19 protein-coding genes are annotated in these 19,031 nt (G+C 32.4%); 5 read left to right on the forward strand and 14 right to left on the reverse strand.

Annotated features, from left to right (window positions below):
* Positions 1-15 precede the first annotated feature (15 nt).
* From DFQ10_RS11655 to DFQ10_RS11690, 8 genes are all read right to left on the reverse strand, one after another.
* Positions 16-2,706 carry a sensor histidine kinase gene (locus DFQ10_RS11655; RefSeq protein ID WP_115817608.1) on the reverse strand — a complete coding sequence of 897 codons (2,691 nt, stop codon included), beginning with the start codon at positions 2,704-2,706 and terminating at the stop codon, positions 16-18.
* Positions 2,699-2,893 carry a hypothetical protein gene (locus DFQ10_RS11660; RefSeq protein ID WP_115817609.1) on the reverse strand — a complete coding sequence of 65 codons (195 nt, stop codon included), beginning with the start codon at positions 2,891-2,893 and terminating at the stop codon, positions 2,699-2,701. The genes DFQ10_RS11655 and DFQ10_RS11660 overlap by 8 nt, the downstream gene beginning before the upstream one ends.
* Positions 2,894-3,033: 140 nt before the next feature.
* Entirely contained in the window at positions 3,034-4,800 is a 1,767-nt protein-coding gene (locus DFQ10_RS11665) for a sodium:solute symporter family protein (RefSeq protein ID WP_115817610.1), read from the reverse strand.
* A gap of 28 nt (positions 4,801-4,828) precedes the next feature.
* Positions 4,829-5,089 carry a DUF4212 domain-containing protein gene (locus tag DFQ10_RS11670; protein WP_115817611.1) on the reverse strand — a complete coding sequence of 87 codons (261 nt, stop codon included), beginning with the start codon at positions 5,087-5,089 and terminating at the stop codon, positions 4,829-4,831.
* A gap of 12 nt (positions 5,090-5,101) precedes the next feature.
* Positions 5,102-6,355, reverse strand: coding sequence for a hypothetical protein (locus DFQ10_RS11675; RefSeq protein ID WP_115817612.1), 1,254 nt, complete (start codon positions 6,353-6,355; stop codon positions 5,102-5,104).
* A 106-nt stretch (positions 6,356-6,461) separates the two neighbouring features.
* Positions 6,462-6,881, reverse strand: coding sequence for a transposase-like zinc-binding domain-containing protein (locus DFQ10_RS11680; RefSeq protein WP_115817613.1), 420 nt, complete (start codon positions 6,879-6,881; stop codon positions 6,462-6,464).
* 164 nt (positions 6,882-7,045) lie between these two features.
* Positions 7,046-7,399, reverse strand: coding sequence for a DUF779 domain-containing protein (locus tag DFQ10_RS11685; RefSeq protein ID WP_115817614.1), 354 nt, complete (start codon positions 7,397-7,399; stop codon positions 7,046-7,048).
* A gap of 69 nt (positions 7,400-7,468) precedes the next feature.
* On the reverse strand, positions 7,469-8,968 hold the full coding sequence (locus DFQ10_RS11690) for an aldehyde dehydrogenase family protein (protein WP_115817615.1): 1,500 nt from the start codon (positions 8,966-8,968) through the stop codon (positions 7,469-7,471).
* A 172-nt stretch (positions 8,969-9,140) separates the two neighbouring features.
* Between DFQ10_RS11690 and DFQ10_RS11695 the strand changes: the two genes are divergently transcribed.
* The gene (locus DFQ10_RS11695) at positions 9,141-10,055 is read left to right on the forward strand and encodes an AraC family transcriptional regulator (RefSeq protein ID WP_115817616.1); all 915 of its coding nucleotides are present in this window, start codon (positions 9,141-9,143) and stop codon (positions 10,053-10,055) included.
* Here DFQ10_RS11695 and DFQ10_RS11700 read toward each other — a convergent pair whose 3' ends face one another.
* Entirely contained in the window at positions 10,056-11,432 is a 1,377-nt protein-coding gene (locus DFQ10_RS11700; protein ID WP_115817617.1) for an alanine/glycine:cation symporter family protein, read from the reverse strand. It lies immediately after the preceding gene.
* Positions 11,433-11,674: 242 nt separating this feature from the next.
* Between DFQ10_RS11700 and DFQ10_RS11705 the strand changes: the two genes are divergently transcribed.
* The 4 genes from DFQ10_RS11705 to DFQ10_RS11720 all read left to right on the forward strand — a co-directional run bounded on the left by DFQ10_RS11705 (position 11,675) and on the right by DFQ10_RS11720 (position 15,198).
* Positions 11,675-12,763 carry a polysaccharide lyase family 7 protein gene (locus tag DFQ10_RS11705; RefSeq protein ID WP_115817618.1) on the forward strand — a complete coding sequence of 363 codons (1,089 nt, stop codon included), beginning with the start codon at positions 11,675-11,677 and terminating at the stop codon, positions 12,761-12,763.
* A gap of 140 nt (positions 12,764-12,903) precedes the next feature.
* Entirely contained in the window at positions 12,904-14,001 is a 1,098-nt protein-coding gene (locus tag DFQ10_RS11710) for a heparan-alpha-glucosaminide N-acetyltransferase domain-containing protein (RefSeq protein WP_115817619.1), read from the forward strand.
* 48 nt (positions 14,002-14,049) lie between these two features.
* A complete protein-coding gene (locus DFQ10_RS11715) occupies positions 14,050-14,502 on the forward strand; it encodes a hypothetical protein (RefSeq protein WP_115817620.1) in 453 nt (150 codons plus the stop codon).
* 219 nt (positions 14,503-14,721) lie between these two features.
* Entirely contained in the window at positions 14,722-15,198 is a 477-nt protein-coding gene (locus DFQ10_RS11720; protein ID WP_115817621.1) for a nuclear transport factor 2 family protein, read from the forward strand.
* Between the two features lie 93 nt (positions 15,199-15,291).
* Here DFQ10_RS11720 and DFQ10_RS11725 read toward each other — a convergent pair whose 3' ends face one another.
* The 5 genes from DFQ10_RS11725 to kdsB are packed head-to-tail and all read right to left on the reverse strand — an operon-like array spanning position 15,292 to position 19,001.
* A complete protein-coding gene (locus tag DFQ10_RS11725; RefSeq protein WP_115817622.1) occupies positions 15,292-15,840 on the reverse strand; it encodes a 1-acyl-sn-glycerol-3-phosphate acyltransferase in 549 nt (182 codons plus the stop codon).
* A gap of 1 nt (position 15,841) precedes the next feature.
* Positions 15,842-16,924, reverse strand: coding sequence for an iron-containing alcohol dehydrogenase family protein (locus tag DFQ10_RS11730; protein WP_245940699.1), 1,083 nt, complete (start codon positions 16,922-16,924; stop codon positions 15,842-15,844).
* 41 nt (positions 16,925-16,965) lie between these two features.
* On the reverse strand, positions 16,966-17,589 hold the full coding sequence (locus DFQ10_RS11735) for a CatA-like O-acetyltransferase (RefSeq protein WP_115817623.1): 624 nt from the start codon (positions 17,587-17,589) through the stop codon (positions 16,966-16,968).
* Positions 17,590-17,592: 3 nt separating this feature from the next.
* A complete protein-coding gene (locus DFQ10_RS11740) occupies positions 17,593-18,297 on the reverse strand; it encodes an HAD family hydrolase (protein WP_115817624.1) in 705 nt (234 codons plus the stop codon).
* Positions 18,288-19,001, reverse strand: coding sequence for a 3-deoxy-manno-octulosonate cytidylyltransferase (gene kdsB / locus DFQ10_RS11745; RefSeq protein WP_181897635.1), 714 nt, complete (start codon positions 18,999-19,001; stop codon positions 18,288-18,290). Before kdsB ends, DFQ10_RS11740 begins: the two co-directional genes overlap by 10 nt.
* Positions 19,002-19,031 lie beyond the last annotated feature (30 nt).

Below are 19,031 nucleotides of genomic sequence, written 5' to 3' on the forward strand. Positions count from 1 at the left end.
CTTTACGACTACAATTTACTTAAAAGGTATCGTAAAAACAAGTATTGCACCATTTTTTACACCTTTTTTTGCCCAAATTTTTCCATTATGCTTTTCCACAATTTGTTTGGTTATCGCCAACCCTAGACCACTACCTTGGGGCTTTCTTGTATTTTGATCTTTTGACTGATAGAATTTATCAAAAATAAAATCATGATCCTCTTCCGGAATGCCTTTACCATTATCGGCTACAGAGATTTCAACCAACTCATTTCCTAATTTATAATCTATTTCTATTTTACCTGTTTTAACAGGACAAAACTTTATGGCATTAGACAACAAATTGGTTAATACTTGAAGGATACGATCTTCATCATAATTAGTTTTAAATGCATGAACGTTTTTATTTATTATCTGAATCTCTTTTTTTGCTGCAATTTGCGAAATACTACTAATAGCTTTTGTTATTGTTTTTTGAATATCTTGATATTGAAAATCTAAATGTAAGCGTCCCGTTTCTAATTTTTCAAAATCTAAAATATTATGAATCAATCGTCCTAATCGTTCTGAATCTTGAAGAATATTTTTTAAAAACTGAGACTTTATCTCCTTTGGCATATCATCATCTTCATCCATTAACAGCTCTGTTGCTGCTCTAATACCTGTTATTGGAGTTTTTAACTCATGCGCTACAGTATCTAAAAATTCATCTTTTTGCTTGTCCTTAGATATTAATTCATTGTTTGCGTCTTTTAATTTTGATGACAACTGAGTTAATTCATTAGACTTTTCTAGCAGCACCTTATTACTTACTATATTTTCTTTAGACTCCTCTAAAATCTTTAAAACTTCAACTAAACTAATTTCCTCCTCTTTCACCACACTTGCTATTAATATCTTTGCTGAAGCTGAACCAATAGTTCCGGTTAATAATTTTTCCGAAAAATTAATTAATCGTGCATCTGCCAATTGTGTGTCTTGTGGTAATTTATATTTTGTGAAGAATATGTTTAAAGCACGAGTAGCTCGTTTTTCACCAAGAAACCTAACCAATACATTTTTAATATCTGTAACGTATGCTTCACCTTTCCAAACTAGAGCATTATCTTGAAGTGTCGTAAAATTGCGACTATCTACAAACATTTCCGCGTAATTTCGTTCTCTGTAATTCCCTTTAGATGTTAAAGAAAAAGTTAAATAGCTAAACACATTAAAAGTCATACTCCAGAAAAACGCATGCGCTGGCGGACTTAAAAAATCGATACCAAACAAAGCGTAAGGTTTTAATGCAGAAATCCCAAAAAGACCATATTGTGTAAAATCATCAGTACCTGTAAAAGCCTGCAATGTAAAAGGCAATACCAATGTGTAAACAGCGACAAGAAAACCAATTACAATTCCAATAATTGCAGCTCTAGATGAGCCACGATTCCAATATAAACCAATAAAAAAGGAAGGTCCTAGCTGTGATATAATTACAAAAGATATTAGCCCAATTGAATATAACGATAGTTGTCTCGAAAAGGAAACATAAAAGAAATAAGCCGTAATAATAATTGTAAATATTGAAATACGACGAATATTCTTAATGTATTTAGAATTGCGTTCTGGTTGATTTTTAATGAATTTATCTAAAAATCCATATGGAATAATTAAGTTATTACTCACCATAGTAGACAAAGCCAAAGTGGACACAATCACCATTGAAATGACTGCTGAAAATCCACCTAAAAAAACTAGTGTCGCTAAGAACGAATTTCCATTCTCTAATGGCAGAAGTAGTGTATAATACTCAGCATTTTGCGTACTGCCAAAAGTGAGCTTTCCTGCCCAAGCAATAAAAATTACAAAGACATTAAATAGTAACAGATATAATGGAAAAAGCCAAATTGCCTTTTTTAAATGTTTTTCTCTATTATTTTCTAAAACAGCAACCTGAAATTGCCTTGGTAATAAAAATATGGCCATAAATGACAAGCCAATCATAAAAAACCAATTAAACCCATTTTCTAAACCACCAAGCGTTGTAAGTTCCTTAAAGTTTTCTGTTATGGCTATTTTATTATAAATATCAGTGGTACCATCAAATAAATAAAACGTAATATATCCGCCAATAATAAGAAAAAACACCAATTTTAAAACAGACTCAAAGGCGACAGAAGCAATGATACCTTTATGTTTTTCTGAAGCATCAGAACTTTGTGTACCAAAAAAAGTCGCAAAAATAGCCAATAATAAAGCGACATAAAATGTAGAATCATCTATTACGGTTGTTGAAATATAACTGGTGTCATCAGACATTATTTCAAAAGTTTCTGACACTGCTTTTAATTGCAATGAGATATAAGGAAGGGTCCCAAAAAGACAAACAATGGTCACTAAAGCTCCAAGAAATCTATTGTTACCGTATCGTAGTGATATAAAATCTGCAATCGTTGAGATTTTGTGTTGTTTAGAAATCCTAATGATTTTTCTAAGTACAACAATCCATAACGGTGCAGCAATTGCTGGCCCTAAATAAATTGGCAGAAAATTTATACCTGAATTTGCTGCAATACCAACACTACCATAATACGTCCAAGCAGAACAGTATACAGCTAAAGACAAGGTATAAACATAAGGATTATTTACCCATTTGCTTTGTCGTTTTTTTTCAGCAAGAAAAGCAATGTAAAATAACACTGCTAAGTAAATAATAATTATGAGGATTAAAGCGTAATTATTCATAATGGCGTTTTAATACGATATATGAAATAAGGATAGATAAAAGCCAAAAAGAAAATATTGAAAAATATAATGTCGGAATACCAAAAATGGCACCTTCAAAATTAAAAATAAGAATAAATGGTATGTTGAAAACTAAAAACAAAGCCAAAGACAGCACTGCTAATTTTTGTTCATGACGTTTTTTCATTTGATTTACGTTTATTTCTGTAAAGGAGATTACAACAAAATATCTACTAATATAAGAAATCAGCACTACAAATTTGCAATGCTGATTTACTTACTAATAAAATTAAAATATGTTTTAATTATTTAACTAAGAACAACCATCTAATGATCAGAAGCTTCACCTGCTCCTGAAGGTATTCTTATACTCTCTACCATGTCTTGAACATTTTGTGGTGGAGCTGGTGTCATCCTTGAAACGACTAAGGAAATAACAACATTTACCACCATAGCTATAGTTCCGAAACCTTCTGGAGAAGTTTCTAACCACCAATCTTCACTTGTACCTCCTCCAAACATGTCTAACTTAAATTTCATCATGTAGAATAACATTAACACAATCCCTACAACCATTCCTGAAATTGCACCTTGACTATTCATACGTTTATCAAAGATTCCCAATATAATAGCTGGAAAGAAAGAGGCAGCTGCAAGTCCGAATGCCAAGGCGACGACTGCGGCGACAAACCCTGGTGGATTAATCCCAAAATAACCTGCAATTAAGATCGCTACAAAAATGGCGATTCTAGCCACTTTTAATTCAGCTTTATCAGAAATATTTGGTCTCAATTGCTTTTTAATTAAATCGTGAGAAACAGAAGTTGAGATTACTAATAATAATCCTGCTGCCGTAGATAATGCTGCTGCTAATCCACCAGCTGCTACTAATGCTATCACCCAATTAGGAAGATTTGCAATCTCCGGATTTGCTAATACCATAATATCTCTATCTACATACAATTCGTTCTGTGCAGTACTTGCATTAGAAATCATACGCTCACCATTTAATCCTCTAGCATCTGTATAAATTGGCTTTTTACCATCTAAAGAACTACCTGCTACGTATTGAATTTTTCCATCACCATTTTTATCTGACCACGCAATTAAGCCAGTATCCTCCCAGTTTTTAAACCATACCGGAATATCAGCATACTCTTTATCGCTTACCGTCTCAATTAAATTAGTTCTAGAAAATACTGCGATTGCAGGTGCTGTTGTATATAAAATAGCTATTAACAATAATGCATAACCTGCAGATTTACGCGCATCTTTTACTTTAGGCACTGTAAAGAAACGCACAATTACGTGAGGTAATCCAGCTGTTCCTGTCATTAGTGCTAAAGTGATAGCAAACACATCCCAAGTAGATTTTGTACCACTTGTGTATTCATTAAACCCAAGTTGCGTATGTAGCTTATCTAATTTATCTAATAAAAATTCACCACCTTCAACTGTGCCTCCCATTCCTATTTGCGGAATAATGTTTCCTGTCATCTGCATTGAAATAAAAAATGCAGGCACCATAAAAGCAAAGATTAAAACACAATATTGTGCTACTTGGGTATATGTGATTCCTTTCATACCTCCCAATAATGCGAAGGTTAAAACCACGGTCATCCCTATAATTACACCTATATTAATATCTACTTGTAAAAATTGAGAAAAAACAATTCCTACTCCACGCATTTGTCCTGCTACGTAAGTAAAAGAAACAATTAGCGCACAGATTACAGCAACTGTTCTTGCGGTATTTGAATAATATCTGTCTCCAATAAAATCTGGAACCGTAAACTTACCAAACTTACGCAAATAAGGTGCTAAAAGTAAGGCTAGCAATACATATCCTCCTGTCCAACCCATTAGGTAAACAGATCCATCATATCCTGCAAAAGATATAATACCAGCCATACTAATAAAAGAGGCTGCACTCATCCAGTCGGCAGCTGTTGCCATACCATTTGCCCATGGAGAAACACCTCCTCCAGCGACATAAAATTCTTTAGTTGAGCCAGCTCTAGCCCAAATTGCAATTCCAAAATATAAGGCAAAAGTAATCCCTACTAATAACCATGTCCAAGTTTGTACACTCATAATTTTTTGTTTTAAGTTTAGTTAAGGATTACTCGTCGTAACCGTATTTTTTATCTAGTTTATTCATTAATCTTACATAAACGAAAATGAGAATTACGAATACATATATTGACCCTTGCTGCGCAAACCAGAATCCTAGTTTGAAACCGCCAAGACGAAATTCATTTAATTCTTCTCTAAATAAAATTCCGCATCCAAAAGACACTATAAACCACACTAGCAGTAGTATAATTAGGTACTTTAGATTTTCTTTCCAATACGCTGTTGCGTTTTTTTGTTTTTCACTCATAGTTGTTAGTTTTTATAGGTAAATCATTGCTTGAAGCGAAATGGTATTTATATCCACATCACCAAATTTCTGATTGTTATATTCTAAAGTTAATTTTGAATTGTGTCCACTCATATAAGCATTAAGACCTATGCCTAGCGTATTTCTATTGTCGTCTACAGCATCATAACTATGCGTACCATAACTTGCATAAGGCTGATACCTTATTTTAGATTTATCTCTAGCAAATGCATAACCAACATGACCATAAACCATGCTTCCAGTACCATACGCGCTAAACAAGTAGTTCTTTCCGTAATCATTTGATTGAAAAACTGCGTAAGCAGTAATTGCACCTCCTGCTCCATCATCACCAATTGGAGCATCATAAAAAGCATCTACAGCAAATATGGAAACATCTTCTCCTTCAAGATTTGGAGATAAAGCAGTACCTGTATCAATTACAGATCCTTTTGGATGTAAAAAGAAACCTGCTCCAACATTAAAAACTTTTTTTTCACCTAAATATGTTCCTACTTTATATGGTAAAAAGTTAGACTCTTGGTCAAAAAAGTGATAATCGAAATAACCAGCAAAAGCTTTACCTGAATCCTTAGAACCCAACGTAGATCTTCCGTTATAAACAGCACTTTCTCCAGCAACAGCAGTTCGAGAATCTAAAGAAGATGCAGACGCATCATTAATAGCTACACGATATTGTAGTTTCCCAAATTTACCTTTTGCAAAAACACCAAGGTGACGCGCAAATTGATCTGATAGACCAATAGTAGCCCAAGATTGACGATGATTATCTAAAGTCATCATATTTAAGGTACTCTGATTATTTAATCTAGAAATTCCATTAAAATAATGTAAACCACCTCCTACTGTATGATTTTCACCTAAGTTGTATTGCGCCCAAACATCGTGAAAAAAGAGTTGTGAGCCATCTCCTTTACCTGTAGGACTCAATGTAGTACTTGTTAAACTGTTTAATCCAAAATGCGTAAGAATTAAAAAGTCTTTGTTGATTTGTGCAAACATTAATACACGAGCTCGACGTAAGTTAAAATTTAACTTACTGTTTTCATTCCCGTTTCCATCAAAGGTTTCATCTGTATTGTAATTAGCTTGGACTTGTGCCCAAGAAATAAGCCGAAGATATTTAGAGCCATCTTCGTTAAATTTAAACTTAAGACCTCCTGTATAATCAGGAGAACCTTGAGCTTTCATAAATTGATAGGACATTAGAAAAAGTCCTAACAATAAAAGGGTTTGTTTTCTCATTGTTTAAAAGATTAGTTAGTTATAAATTGGTTTTGTGTGCACTACTAAATTCTTAAAAACAATCTGTTAAGAGAAACCTAATATATCTTTTCGTTAAATAGATATACTAATCTTTAAAACGCTCCCATTTTATAAGCATAAATTTATCACCCAACTCTGTAACTACAACACCTGCTCCCTTAATATTATCTGCATTACTAAAATAATTACCTAGCTCTAAAGCATTTAAGATTTTATAAGTAGGATGGTAATTAGAGTTATATGGACGTTTTATGTTGTATTTCTTTACCCAATTCATAATACTAACGTGAGAAACTCCCAGAATACGTTCAATTTCTCGATAGGTTAAACCCTCTAAATACAACTGAAGCGATTTATTGACGTAGTAATCATCTATCCGCTTTCCAATTTTATTTACTGAAAAAAAGTAATTGCATTTTTTACACTTATAACGCTGCCTATCGTTAACGATTCCGCTTTTAATATAATGGTCTGAACCACAATTTGGACACAAATCTACTTTCATATATATTAATTTAGCATAAATATATCAATTTAGCAATAAAATTATCACCCAAATGTTAAAAAAATAAGATATTAACATAAAAAAAGCTCAAAAACCATTGATTTAAATGGTTTTTTGAGCTAATATTATTAAAACACAAAAAGTGTAGTTATACACTTAGAGTGTTAAGTATTAAAAAAAGCAGCCTCTTCTGCTGTTAGTAATCGGGAATGAATTAAAAACCTTAATCCCAATGGTATTTCTAAAGAAAAACTAGCTCCTCGACCTTTAGTGATGTCAACCGTTAGGTGAGTATGCTTCCAATATTCAAATTGATCTTGATTCATATAAAAATTCACACCCTCTACTTCACCTAAAAGAATATCACTATCATCTAAATACATATCACCTTTTTCAAAAATCATGGGAGCAGATCCATCACAGCAACCTCCACTTTGATGAAAAATTAAATCACCATGTTTCATTTTTAGTTGCTTTACAATTTTTGCTGCCTCTTCTGTAATCTCTACTCGCTTCATATTATAATTATATTAAAAAAGGTTGAATTAAATATACTAATTCAACCTTTTACTTGCTATTAATAACTTCTAAAAGAAGCCCAATTTATTCTTGTCGTAAGAAATTAACATGTTTTTAGTTTGTCTGTAATGACTCATCATCATTAAATGATTTTCTCTACCAAATCCAGATTTCTTATAACCACCAAATGGTGCATGTGCAGGATAAGCGTGATAACAATTTACCCAAACACGACCTGCTTTTATAGCTCTTGGTATTTGATACAATTGATGTGCATCTCTTGTCCAAACTCCTGCTCCAAGACCATACATGGTATCATTAGCAATCTCTAAGGCTTCAGCTTCATCTTTAAACTTAGTAACACAAACTACGGGTCCAAAAATCTCTTCTTGGAAAACACGCATTTTATTATGCCCTTCTAATATCGTAGGTTTTATATAATAGCCGTTTGCCAAATCACCATCTAATTTATTAGCTTCTCCACCTGTTAACACTTTTGCTCCTTCATCTTTTCCTATTTTAAAATATGATTGAATTTTTTCATATTGATCATTAGAAGCTTGTGCTCCAAGCATTGTATTTACATCATAAGGATTATCTTGAATAATAGCATTTGTCCTTGCTATCACGCGCTCCATAAATGCATCATAAATATCTTCTTGAACTAAAATTCTAGAAGGACATGTACAAACCTCTCCTTTATTGAAGGCAAATAAAACAGCTCCTTCAATGGCTTTATCTAAAAACGCATCGTCTTCATCCATTACACTATTAAAGAATATGTTTGGAGACTTTCCTCCCAATTCCATAGTTACAGGATTCAGATTTTTAGAGGCATATTGCATAATTAACTGCCCTGTGGTTGTTTCACCTGTAAAGGCTACTTTGTCCACTTTAGAACTAGACGCTAAAGGTTTTCCTGCTTCTGGACCAAAACCATGAACAATATTTAACACACCAGGAGGAAAAACATCTGCAATTTTTTCCATTAACAATGTTGCTGAAGATGGCGTCTGTTCCGCAGGTTTTAAAACCACACAATTCCCTGTTGCTAATGCTGGAGGCAATTTCCAAGACAACATTAATAACGGAAAGTTCCATGGAATAATTTGACCAATCACACCTAGTGGTTCCTTAATATTCATGGACAAGGTATTTTGATCTAATTCTGTTGCACTTCCTTCTTCTGCTCTAATACATGCTGCGAAATAGCGCCAATGATCTACAGCTAACGGAATATCTGCATTCAGCGTTTCGCGAATTGGTTTTCCATTATCACAAGTTTCTACTATTGCAAATTCTTCTAAATTAGCCTCTATAATATCTGCTACTTTATTTAAAAGTGTTGCGCGCTCTGTTGCAGAGGTATTTCCCCATGCTTCTTTTGCTCCATTAGCAGCATTAACTGCGTTTTCTACATCTTCTTTTTGTGATCTTGGATATTTTGCAATAAGAGATCCATCTATAGGAGATGTGTTTTCAAAATAATCACCACCAACTGGTGGCACAAATTTTCCATTTATAAAATTGGAATACCTGTCTTTAAACTGTGGTTTAGAATAGCTCATACCTTAATAAGTTTTATTGTTAATTATACATTTATTTAGCACAAATATTATGCATGCTTCAATTTTGATAAAGATATTTTATGAAATCCCAAATAAATTGAACATATTTATTATACATTTGAACATATCTCTTATTAACAACTTTTAAGACTCTTTTTTTGTAATATTGAATATGAGTAACTTATTAACCAGACATAAAAGCCATAGAAAACTAACTACATTAGTAGAAAATAGAACAACATATAATGCTGAATATGCTGAACTAAATATTTACGAGACACATGCCATTGCAGAGAAAGTGTCGTTAACTTTCGACTTTCCTATTATAGCAAGTATGCTCACCGGAAAAAAAGTAATGCACCTAGAAGGTTTTGATGCTTTTGATTTTTTTCCAGGAGAATCTGTTGTAATGCCAACTAACAAGGAAATGGTAATTGATTTCCCAATAGCTACAAAAAATAAACCTACGCAATGTTTAGCTTTAGGTATTGATGCGTTTAAGATTGAAGAAGTCGTGGGGAAATTTAATCATCATGTTGCTATTGAAAATGAAAACAATAATTGGGACTTAGATGCAACCAGCTCGCATTTAATCAATAATGTAGATGTTAATCATTTAATAGAACGATTAACATACACCTTTACCAATAGTAATACGTCTAAAGATGTTCTACTAGATTTAATGATTCAAGAATTAATTGTAAGATTACTACAAACTAAAGCCAAATCTCTAATTACTAATGACAATCATATATTTACGGATACCAGAATTGGTACTGTCATTAAGTTCATAAAAGATAATTTAACCAATAAGGATATCTCCGTAGATCAATTAGCAAAAAAAGCTTACATGAGCACGTCTCACTTTCATAAGCAGTTTAAAAACACTTTAGGTATTTCGCCTATTGATTATATTAATTCGGAAAAAATTAAGTTTTCTAAAAAACTTATCAAATCAAATCCTAATTTAAGAATGTCTGAAATCGCTTTTCAATCTGGATTTAATAATACCAGTTACTTCAACAGACAGTTTAAGAAAACGGAAATGATGACACCTCAACAATTTAAAGCTTCTGTAAGTAAATAATTATTCTTCTTTCATTCTTTTTATATATGCTTTAAGCTCTACTATAACTTTTGGAGCTAAGATTAGCGTTGCTAGCATTGTCGGAATTGCCATTAACGCAAAGATGCCATCAATAAGATTAATCATCATGCTTAAACTTGTTGTTGCACCAATAAGAATACTTAAAATATAGAAGTAATTATAGTAATGTTTTTTATCAGCTCCAAATAGAAAGGACATACATTTTGTGCCATAATACGAATAAGAGAACAGCGAACTCATACTAAATACAGCAATACAAACTAACAACAAGTATTTACCGTAGTTAGGCATTACATCTGCAAAGGCAGAAGCCGTTAGACTCACTCCGTTATCTGACGTAGTTTCCCAAACACCAGTAACTAAAATCGCTAAAGCCGTTAGTGTACAAACAATAAGTGTATCTATAGCAGGTCCTAACATAGCGACTAAGCCTTCACGAATAGGCTCATCCGTTTTTGCTGCTCCATGAGCCATTGGTGCAGTACCAATTCCGGCTTCATTTGAAAATGCTCCACGCTTAATGCCATGTAAAATTAATGCACCCAAAACACCACCTAAAAAAGTATCGTCTTTTGGATAATAATTAGCTGCGAAGGCATCTGTAAAAATAAGTTTTAGATAGTACACTAAAACATCACTATGTGCTACAAGAATAACAATAACTAACACAAAATATAAAGCCACCATACTTGGTACTAAACGAGATGCCACATTTCCTATTCGTTTTATACCACCTAGAATAACTAAACCTGTAATACTGATTAAAACGAAACCAATAATAAGATTCGATTTTAGCCCAACTTCCACTCCATTCGGAATTAATAAAATATCATTTAAAGCTTGTGTCAGCTGGTTTACATTAAAAACAGGTAACGCACCAATTAATCCACAAAGACTAAAAAAGACAGCTAAAGGCTTCCACGATTTACCTAAGCCTTCCATAATAAAATACATTGGACCACCTTGAATTTCGCCAGCACTATCTTTACCTCTATACATAATAGCTAAGCTAGATGTGAAGAATTTTGTAGACATACCAACTACTGCACTAATCCACATCCAAAACACGGCTCCAGGTCCACCAATAGATATAGCCACAGCAACACCTGCAATATTACCCATACCAACAGTTGCTGATAACGCAGTTGACAAGGCCTGAAAATGAGAAATTTCTCCAGGATCGTTTGGGTCGTCATATTTTCCACGAAGCACATTTAAGGCATGACCTAAATATCGAAATGGTAAAAAGTGAGACCGTATTAATAAATATAAACCTCCACCAATTAATAGAATAAGCAAAGGCAAACCCCAAGCTAATGATGAAAAGTCACTGAGTAATTGATTTAAAAATTCCATAGTTTATAAATGTAATAAATGGATTAAGTTTATAACGCAATGTTTACAATTAATTTATAACTGAAATATTAAATTATTGATTTTGAGTTTAAAATAGTTAACTTCGTTAATCAGCAAACATACGCACTCTATGTTTAATCGTTAGGAAAATTAAAAACCAATTTATAGACATTAAACTTCTTTTAAAAAATTACTAAATACAACTATTGGTAAAACCAATTTTGAAACAAAACTCTCTAAAAATGAACAAAAGAACCAGCTCATCGTTAATAACATTCCTAATACTTTTTACTTTTACAACATTAAATAGCTGTAAAAATGAAGTAAAAGAACCAAAGCAAAAGGAAACTACAAAAACTGTATACGCAAGTGAGGTGACTCCATTTTTTGATCATTGGAAATTAATTTTAGGAGATGGCTCTAATGCTGGTTTTGCAAATAATTTTGAAAACAAAGATTTCTTCTACACCACGAATGATGGCAAAAGTGATTGGGTTGTTTATAAAGCGCCTAACGCTGGAGATACTCACGGCACATCTAACAACACAAGAACGGAATTAGCTCAAGCAAAAAAATGGTATCCTAAAACGGCTGATGATAAATTGACTGCCACATTAAAAGTAATGAATGTATCTTCTACTGGAGATGCTCGAGTTGCAGCGTCTTATGCTGTAGTCGTAGGCCAGATTCATAGTGCAGATGGACATGAAAATGAACCGCTTAAAATATTTTACAAAAAATTCCCAGGCCACACCAAAGGCTCTGTTTTTTGGCATTATGAAATCAATACTGCAGGTGAAGACAATTCTGGAAGATGGGATTACTCTTCTGCGGTTTGGGGTAATGACTTCTCTGTTGTTGGTACTGAAGAAAACACTTATCCTGAAGAACCAAAAGATGGTATTGCATTAGGTGAAGAGTTCAGTTATGAAATTGAAGTCAAAGATGGTATTATGAATTTAAAATTCACTAGTGAAGGTCACGAGACTAAAACCTTTACAAAAAACTTAATCCAATCAGAATATACAACCACTGCAGACATACCTGAGCAAACACAAAATTTATTTGTACCAATTGGCCAAGATGGCATAGAGCGTGAAACTGCATATACTGGTGAAGGTCTTTTCTTTAAGCTTGGTGCTTACAATCAAACTAATGGAAAGTCTCCGGACGTAAATAAAAATTGGTGTTCTGGTGCAGAAACACATGGTGGAGATATTCAAAAACAATATGCAGATGGTAACTATGCCGAAGTTTGGTTTAAAACTGCAAGCATAAAAGTAAGCGATGCTGCCGTTTCTAATGATGGCTATTTCGCCAAAAATGATTAAGCAATCTCAGATTTAACTGCTAGACTAATCTAAAAGCCTTTGATTTATAAGATTAAAATCAAAGGCTTTTAATTATGAATTCATTGCTGTTTTAATTAAAAAAAATTAAAGTTATATTTAAAGTAATTAACCTATTTAACTTGAATCCTAATCGTCTATATTTTATTGATGCTGTAAGAGCATTTGCTATCTTAATGATGTTGCAAGGCCATTTTATAGACACACTTTTAGAGGTGTCTTACAGAGACGCAGACAATACCATATTTCAAATTTGGGAATATTTCAGAGGTATTACAGCTCCTACTTTTTTTACTATTTCTGGACTCATATTTTCATACCTTCTTATACGAGCTAAACGCAATGGAGATATAAAACAAAGAATGCGAAAAGGATTTAGGCGAGGCCTAATGCTTATAGGTATTGGTTACTTATTGAGAGCACCCATTTTTCAATGGTTAATAGGTAAATTCAACTCTTATTTCTTAGTTGTAGATGTTTTACAGTGTATTGGTTTATCACTGATTATTATTGTATTAATTTATAAGCTTACGTTCAAAAAAACGTTAATTTTTTCAATTATAACTTTAGCTCTAGGTCTAGCTGTTTTTATAACTGAACCTCTATATCGCTATTTAGAATTACCAAATATACCTATACTAATTTCTAATTATTTTAGTAAAGCGAATGGCTCCATTTTTAATATTATACCTTGGTTTGGCTATGTAGCATTTGGAGCTTTTATATCTACTCTGTTTTATCGTTATGTGGAACGTCCAAAGTTTAAAATGGCTATTGTTTCTGGTTTTTTTCTATTCGGAGTTGCACTTATTTTTAAATCATCTTGGTTACTAATGCAGCTTCATAGCTGGTTAGGTATTTCAATTTTTAAAGAAGTTGCCTATTATAATTATTTATTTTCAAGATTAGGAGATGTCCTAGTTCTATTCTCTTTATTCTATCTAGCAGAAAATTACCTAAAAAGACCTTTAATACTTAAAATAGGACAAAAGACGCTTTCCATTTATGTGGTTCATTTTATTATCATTTATGGCAGTTTTACAGGTCTTGGTCTAACCCAACTTATTGGCAAAACGCTTAATCCTTGGCAAGCCACTATTGGTGCTATCGTATTTCTTTCAGTCGTTTGTTTTATTTCGTTTCATTATGCGAAGACTAATGCTTTTGTATATTCTAAGATACAGAAAATAATAGATAAGATTAAGAAATATACACGTTAGGTTATTTTATATTTATTTACTTTTATTATCCTCAAAACGTTTTTTATTATGAAATCACACCAAATAACAATTCTAATTATTCTTCTTTTATTATTTTCCTGTAACAGAATAGCCAACAAAACTAAAGAAGGCATTAATAAAGGTGGTGAAGTTGTTGGAGAAAGCGCAACAGAGTTTTTTGAAGGTGTTTCTGTAGGTGTAGATAAAACCTTAGAATGTAAAATTGTATTATCTGATGACTTACAAATAAAAGGTTTAAAAACTGGTGTTTATGATATTCAAAGTCTAACCAGTGGCAACAATAATAAATTAACCTTATACATCATCTTTGACGAAAATTTTAATAAAGACGTAATTGCAAAAGCTTTTAATAAATCTGGTTTAGAAATCGGAAGATCCACAACCACAATAAGTGGAAAAAAAGGTGATGCCAATTATTTTGATTTTTTGTTTGATGAACGCACAGATATTGGTTTCAGAAATAAAATAACTCTCGAATAAAAAATACCCACAGATTTCGCAGATTTTTCAGTTGCTTTTCTGCCCTAAATTTGGAATATAAATGAAACAGCATGAGAATAAAAAAACCACCTAATTAAAGATGGTCTTTTTCCCTTTCATAGCAATTAATTCCCAATTCGATATATGAAATCAAATAAAGATTAATAACACTATACTTACGATTTTATAGCGAGTACGGTTTTAAAAAATTAAAATAACATGAAACAAGTAATAGAAACATTTTACACAGCATTGAAGAATTGCGATGGTCCAACCATGGCTTCATGCTATCATAAAGATGTAGTTTTTGAAGATCCTGCGTTTGGAGTTTTAAAAGCCGAACGCGCAAAAGCCATGTGGTTAATGCTGTGTGCTTCTCAAAAAGGAAAAGGATTTAATGTTGAGTTTTCAAATATCGAATCAAATGAAACTACTGGATCTGCACATTGGGAAGCTAATTATACTTTCAGTAAAACTGGAAGAAAAGTCCATAATAAAATTGATGCAAAATTTGAATTTAAAGATGGGTTAATTATAAAACATACAGATAAATTTGACTTACATAAATGGGCAAAGCAAGCTATGGGAATCAAAGGCCTTTTATTTGGAGGTATGCAGTTCTTTAAAAATAAGCTTCAAAACCAAACTAATTACCTTTTAGATAAGTATATAAACGAAGAAAAGCCGTCTAATTAATTAGACGGCTTTTTTAGACAATGTTTCTTTTTAGTGACTTGGAGTTTACTTTATGTTTCATTGCATGATAAATACTTCAATTCTTGTGCCAAATTAACCGTATTCCTTAACCTTACCTTCTACACCTTCATAAAACGATTTCATAAATTTAAAATCGGCTTCCATATCATCTGTTGGGTAAAATGGTTCTGAAATTTTATTCTGTTTATTTTTAAAATCTAGCGTAAACATTATGATAGGAACATTAGCTGTTTTAGCAATATAGTAAAAGCCTGTTTTCCATTCTTCTACTTTTTTCCTAGTACCTTCTGGTGCTAATGTTAGTCTAAATTCATCAGACTCATTAAATAGTTTTGATATCGCCTCTACTTTATTTTGTCCAGAAGTTCTATCTAAAGATCTTCCTCCAATTGCTCTAAAATAATAGCCAAAAGGCCAAATAAAGAGTTCTTTTTTACCTACAAAATTAGTTTTTACACCAGTGACTTTACGGAGTAAAACACCAATATAAAAATCATGCCAACTTGTGTGTGGAAAAGCAATAATCACAGCCTTCTTTATGGTGTCTTTAGAGAAGTTAGTATTACCAACTACTTTCCAACCCAATAACTTAAAATAAACAAATTTAGCTAGCCATCGCATCTTACATCTTTTTGTAAAGTTCTAAAAGCTTTTGTCTTGTTATAATAGTATTCCAGTTCTTACCAATTGCATTTTCCCATAGTGGTTCTAAACTTAAAGCAACATCAATCATTTTATCAAACTGATCTTGTTCTAAATCTGCACAAATACCTTGAGGTAATTCTATATTATGCTTGGCTTTCATCTGTTTAAAAATGGCAACACCTTCAGGATAAAATTCTTCTAAATGATCAAAAACAATACAATTACCAACACCATGTTTAATGCCTAGAAGATAGCCTAAACCATAACTCATAGCATGTGCTACACCTACTTGTGAGTAAGCAATACTCATACCTCCATGCCACGATGCCATCATTAATTTATTTTGAGCTTCTTCTTTGCTCAAATTATCTTCTAAAAAGATTTCTTTACAAAGCTCAAAGGCTTTTTCACCATAACTTTGACTAAACGCATTTAAAAAGGTACCATTTAATGATTCTACACAATGCACAAAACAATCCATTCCGGTATAAAACCATTGCTTTTTAGGAACATCTTTAGTCAATTCCGGATCTAATATCACTTGGTCAAATGGAGTAAAATCACTGTTGATACCAAGCTTTCGGATGGGACCAGTTAAAATTGTAGTTCTAGAGACTTCTGCACCAGTACCAGAAATTGTTGGTATACCTACATGATAAATTGCAGGATGTTTAATTAAATCCCAACCTTGGTAGTCCTTAGACTCACCTTTATTGGTAAGCATTAAAGAAACGGCTTTTGCAATATCCATTACTATACCACCTCCAATACCAATAATACCAGAAGGAAGTTCACTGTATTCTAAAATAATATCTTCTACTAACTGATCTATTTGATCTGTACTCGGCTCCTCTTTTGTTGGTACATAAATAATTTTATCCTTATAAGATAGAGCTATTCTAGAGGTTAACCAATGATTCCCTTTAAAGACATCATCAACATAAAATATAAATGGTGCATTACGCCCTTTGCGTTTTGATGCGAGAATTTCATCGAGTTGATTAAAACTTCCACGTCCAAAAACAACTCTGGACACCATTGGATAATTTTTGTATATCATTTACTTTATATCTTTAACAAAAATAACAACTTAGTTTTTATTTATTGACTATTTAAATGAAATTGTAATTTTTCTTTAAATAGACCAATATGATAGCCATCTACCAGTGCATGATTGACACTAATAGCAACTTGCATTTCTTTTTTTGACCCTAAATTTTCCATTTTACTGAAAGCTATTTTAGGCACTGAATCTTTATCTCCTTTAAAAGGTTCTTTATGTCCTGTAAAATTAACCCAAGGTAAAGATGAGCAATGCACACAATCCATTGAATTTACAGGTGGAAACAAATCGTTTGTATTTAATACTCTTTCTTTCTCTTTTAAAAAATTAGTCTGAAACTTAAAAATATCTTCATTATAATTCACAAAAGAAAAACCAAAGGTTTTATTAGGCCTTAGGATTGTTGGCGATGCATGAATAGTATCAAACACAACAACATCATTAGATTCGTTTATTCTATATCTTAAATTTTCTACTTCGTTTATAGCTTGCATTGTTGCATGCAAATAACTCACAAAAAAAGAGACTTCATTAGCACTAGAAAACTCATAAGCCTTAGTGACATCTACTTTAAAAGTGACACCAAAATAAGGGTCTATAAAGGTATCAAAAAACTCAAAATGAGCCTTTCTATTCCATGTGTTTTTATTGAGTACTTTCAAATCTTAGCTAATTAAATCTGTAATTTCCGTTAAACTTTTCACGGTTTTATAATGAGATCCATTGGCTTCTTTTTTCGTCACGGTTTCATGTTGCCAAGTCGTATGAAACGGAACATGTATAGCTTGAGCTCCAATTTTTACTAAAGGCAAAATATCAGATTTTAAGGAATTACCAACCATTAAAAAAGCTTCAGGTTCAATATCCAAATGCTTCAATAATTTAGAATAATTAGCTTCTTCTTTTTCACTTAACACTTCAATATGATGAAAATATTTTAACAAACCAGATTTTTCTAATTTACGCTCTTGGTCTAACAAATCTCCCTTTGTGGCCACAATTAATCTATAATCTTTAGACAACTCTTTAAGCACCTCTTCTACTCCATCTAAAAGTTCAATAGGTTTATTAAGCATGTCTTTACCGATGTTTAACATTTGAGCAATTACATCGTTAGTTACACTTCCGTTAGATAATTCTAGAGCAAGCTCTATCATAGATAATATAAAACCTTTAACACCATAACCATATGTTGGTAAATTTTTAATCTCCATTCTAAAAAGCTCCTGATCTATCTTATTCGGAGTTTCATATAGAGATAATAATCTACCAGCTTCTTCTTCAGCTTCTCTAAAATAGGTTTCATTTACCCAAAGGGTATCATCAGCATCAAAGCCAATGACTTTTATTTTAGTATAATCTATTTCCACAATTTCTTCGCTCTTTCTAAATCTTCTGGAGTATCAATTTCTACTCCTTGTATTGTAGTTTCTACCATTTTAATACGTTTACCGTATTCTAAATACCTAATGCATTCAATCTTTTCCGATGCTTCTAAAAACTGCATGGGTAAAACGGTAAAATCTAGCAAAGCTTGTTTTCTAAAAGCATAAATGCCTTTGTGTTTAAAATAACGTGCTCCTACTTCTTTATCTCTTGGAAATGGAATTGGACTTCTAGAAAAATACAAAGCAAAATTCTGCTGATCTACAATAACCTTTACAGTATTGGGATTATTGATTTCTTCCCAATCCTCAATTTGTACCATTAAAGAAGCTAAGTCTATTTCTTTGTCTTTATCATCTTTAAAAACATCGATTACTTTCGCTAAACTTTCGCGCTCCGTAAACGGTTCGTCTCCTTGCACATTTATCACAATATCGCAATCTAAATTTGCAACTGCTTCTGCAATTCTGTCACTACCAGACTCGTGTTCTTTAATGCTCATAATAGCTTTTCCACCATTATTTACAATCTCATTAAAAATGATGTCACTATCCGTTACAACATATACTTCACTAAATAATTTAGTAGCAACTGTGGCTTCGTAAGTTCTTAGAATTACAGATTTTCCAGCTAAATTTTGCATTAATTTACCAGGAAAACGCGATGCACTATAACGTGCCGGAATCATTGAAATAATTTTCATCTATGTAACTTGTAC

The organism is Winogradskyella eximia, assembly GCF_003386165.1.
Lineage (GTDB): Bacteria > Bacteroidota > Bacteroidia > Flavobacteriales > Flavobacteriaceae > Winogradskyella > Winogradskyella eximia.

Bases quoted from the DNA above. Each gene is read 5' to 3' on its own strand.
- DFQ10_RS11665 (WP_115817610.1), bottom strand. From the start codon at position 4,800: ATGAGTGTACAAACTTGGACATGGTTATTAGTAGGGATTACTTTTGCC.
- DFQ10_RS11730 (WP_245940699.1), bottom strand. From the start codon at position 16,924: ATGATATACAAAAATTATCCAATGGTGTCCAGAGTTGTTTTTGGACGT.
- DFQ10_RS11720 (WP_115817621.1), top strand. From the start codon at position 14,722: ATGAAACAAGTAATAGAAACATTTTACACAGCATTGAAGAATTGCGAT.
- DFQ10_RS11655 (WP_115817608.1), bottom strand. From the start codon at position 2,706: ATGAATAATTACGCTTTAATCCTCATAATTATTATTTACTTAGCAGTG.
- kdsB (WP_181897635.1), bottom strand. From the start codon at position 19,001: ATGATTCCGGCACGTTATAGTGCATCGCGTTTTCCTGGTAAATTAATG.
- DFQ10_RS11725 (WP_115817622.1), bottom strand. From the start codon at position 15,840: ATGCGATGGCTAGCTAAATTTGTTTATTTTAAGTTATTGGGTTGGAAA.
- DFQ10_RS11680 (WP_115817613.1), bottom strand. From the start codon at position 6,881: ATGAAAGTAGATTTGTGTCCAAATTGTGGTTCAGACCATTATATTAAA.
- DFQ10_RS11695 (WP_115817616.1), top strand. From the start codon at position 9,141: ATGAGTAACTTATTAACCAGACATAAAAGCCATAGAAAACTAACTACA.
- DFQ10_RS11675 (WP_115817612.1), bottom strand. From the start codon at position 6,355: ATGAGAAAACAAACCCTTTTATTGTTAGGACTTTTTCTAATGTCCTAT.
- DFQ10_RS11660 (WP_115817609.1), bottom strand. From the start codon at position 2,893: ATGAAAAAACGTCATGAACAAAAATTAGCAGTGCTGTCTTTGGCTTTG.
- DFQ10_RS11670 (WP_115817611.1), bottom strand. From the start codon at position 5,089: ATGAGTGAAAAACAAAAAAACGCAACAGCGTATTGGAAAGAAAATCTA.
- DFQ10_RS11700 (WP_115817617.1), bottom strand. From the start codon at position 11,432: ATGGAATTTTTAAATCAATTACTCAGTGACTTTTCATCATTAGCTTGG.
- DFQ10_RS11705 (WP_115817618.1), top strand. From the start codon at position 11,675: ATGAACAAAAGAACCAGCTCATCGTTAATAACATTCCTAATACTTTTT.
- DFQ10_RS11690 (WP_115817615.1), bottom strand. From the start codon at position 8,968: ATGAGCTATTCTAAACCACAGTTTAAAGACAGGTATTCCAATTTTATA.
- DFQ10_RS11685 (WP_115817614.1), bottom strand. From the start codon at position 7,399: ATGAAGCGAGTAGAGATTACAGAAGAGGCAGCAAAAATTGTAAAGCAA.
- DFQ10_RS11715 (WP_115817620.1), top strand. From the start codon at position 14,050: ATGAAATCACACCAAATAACAATTCTAATTATTCTTCTTTTATTATTT.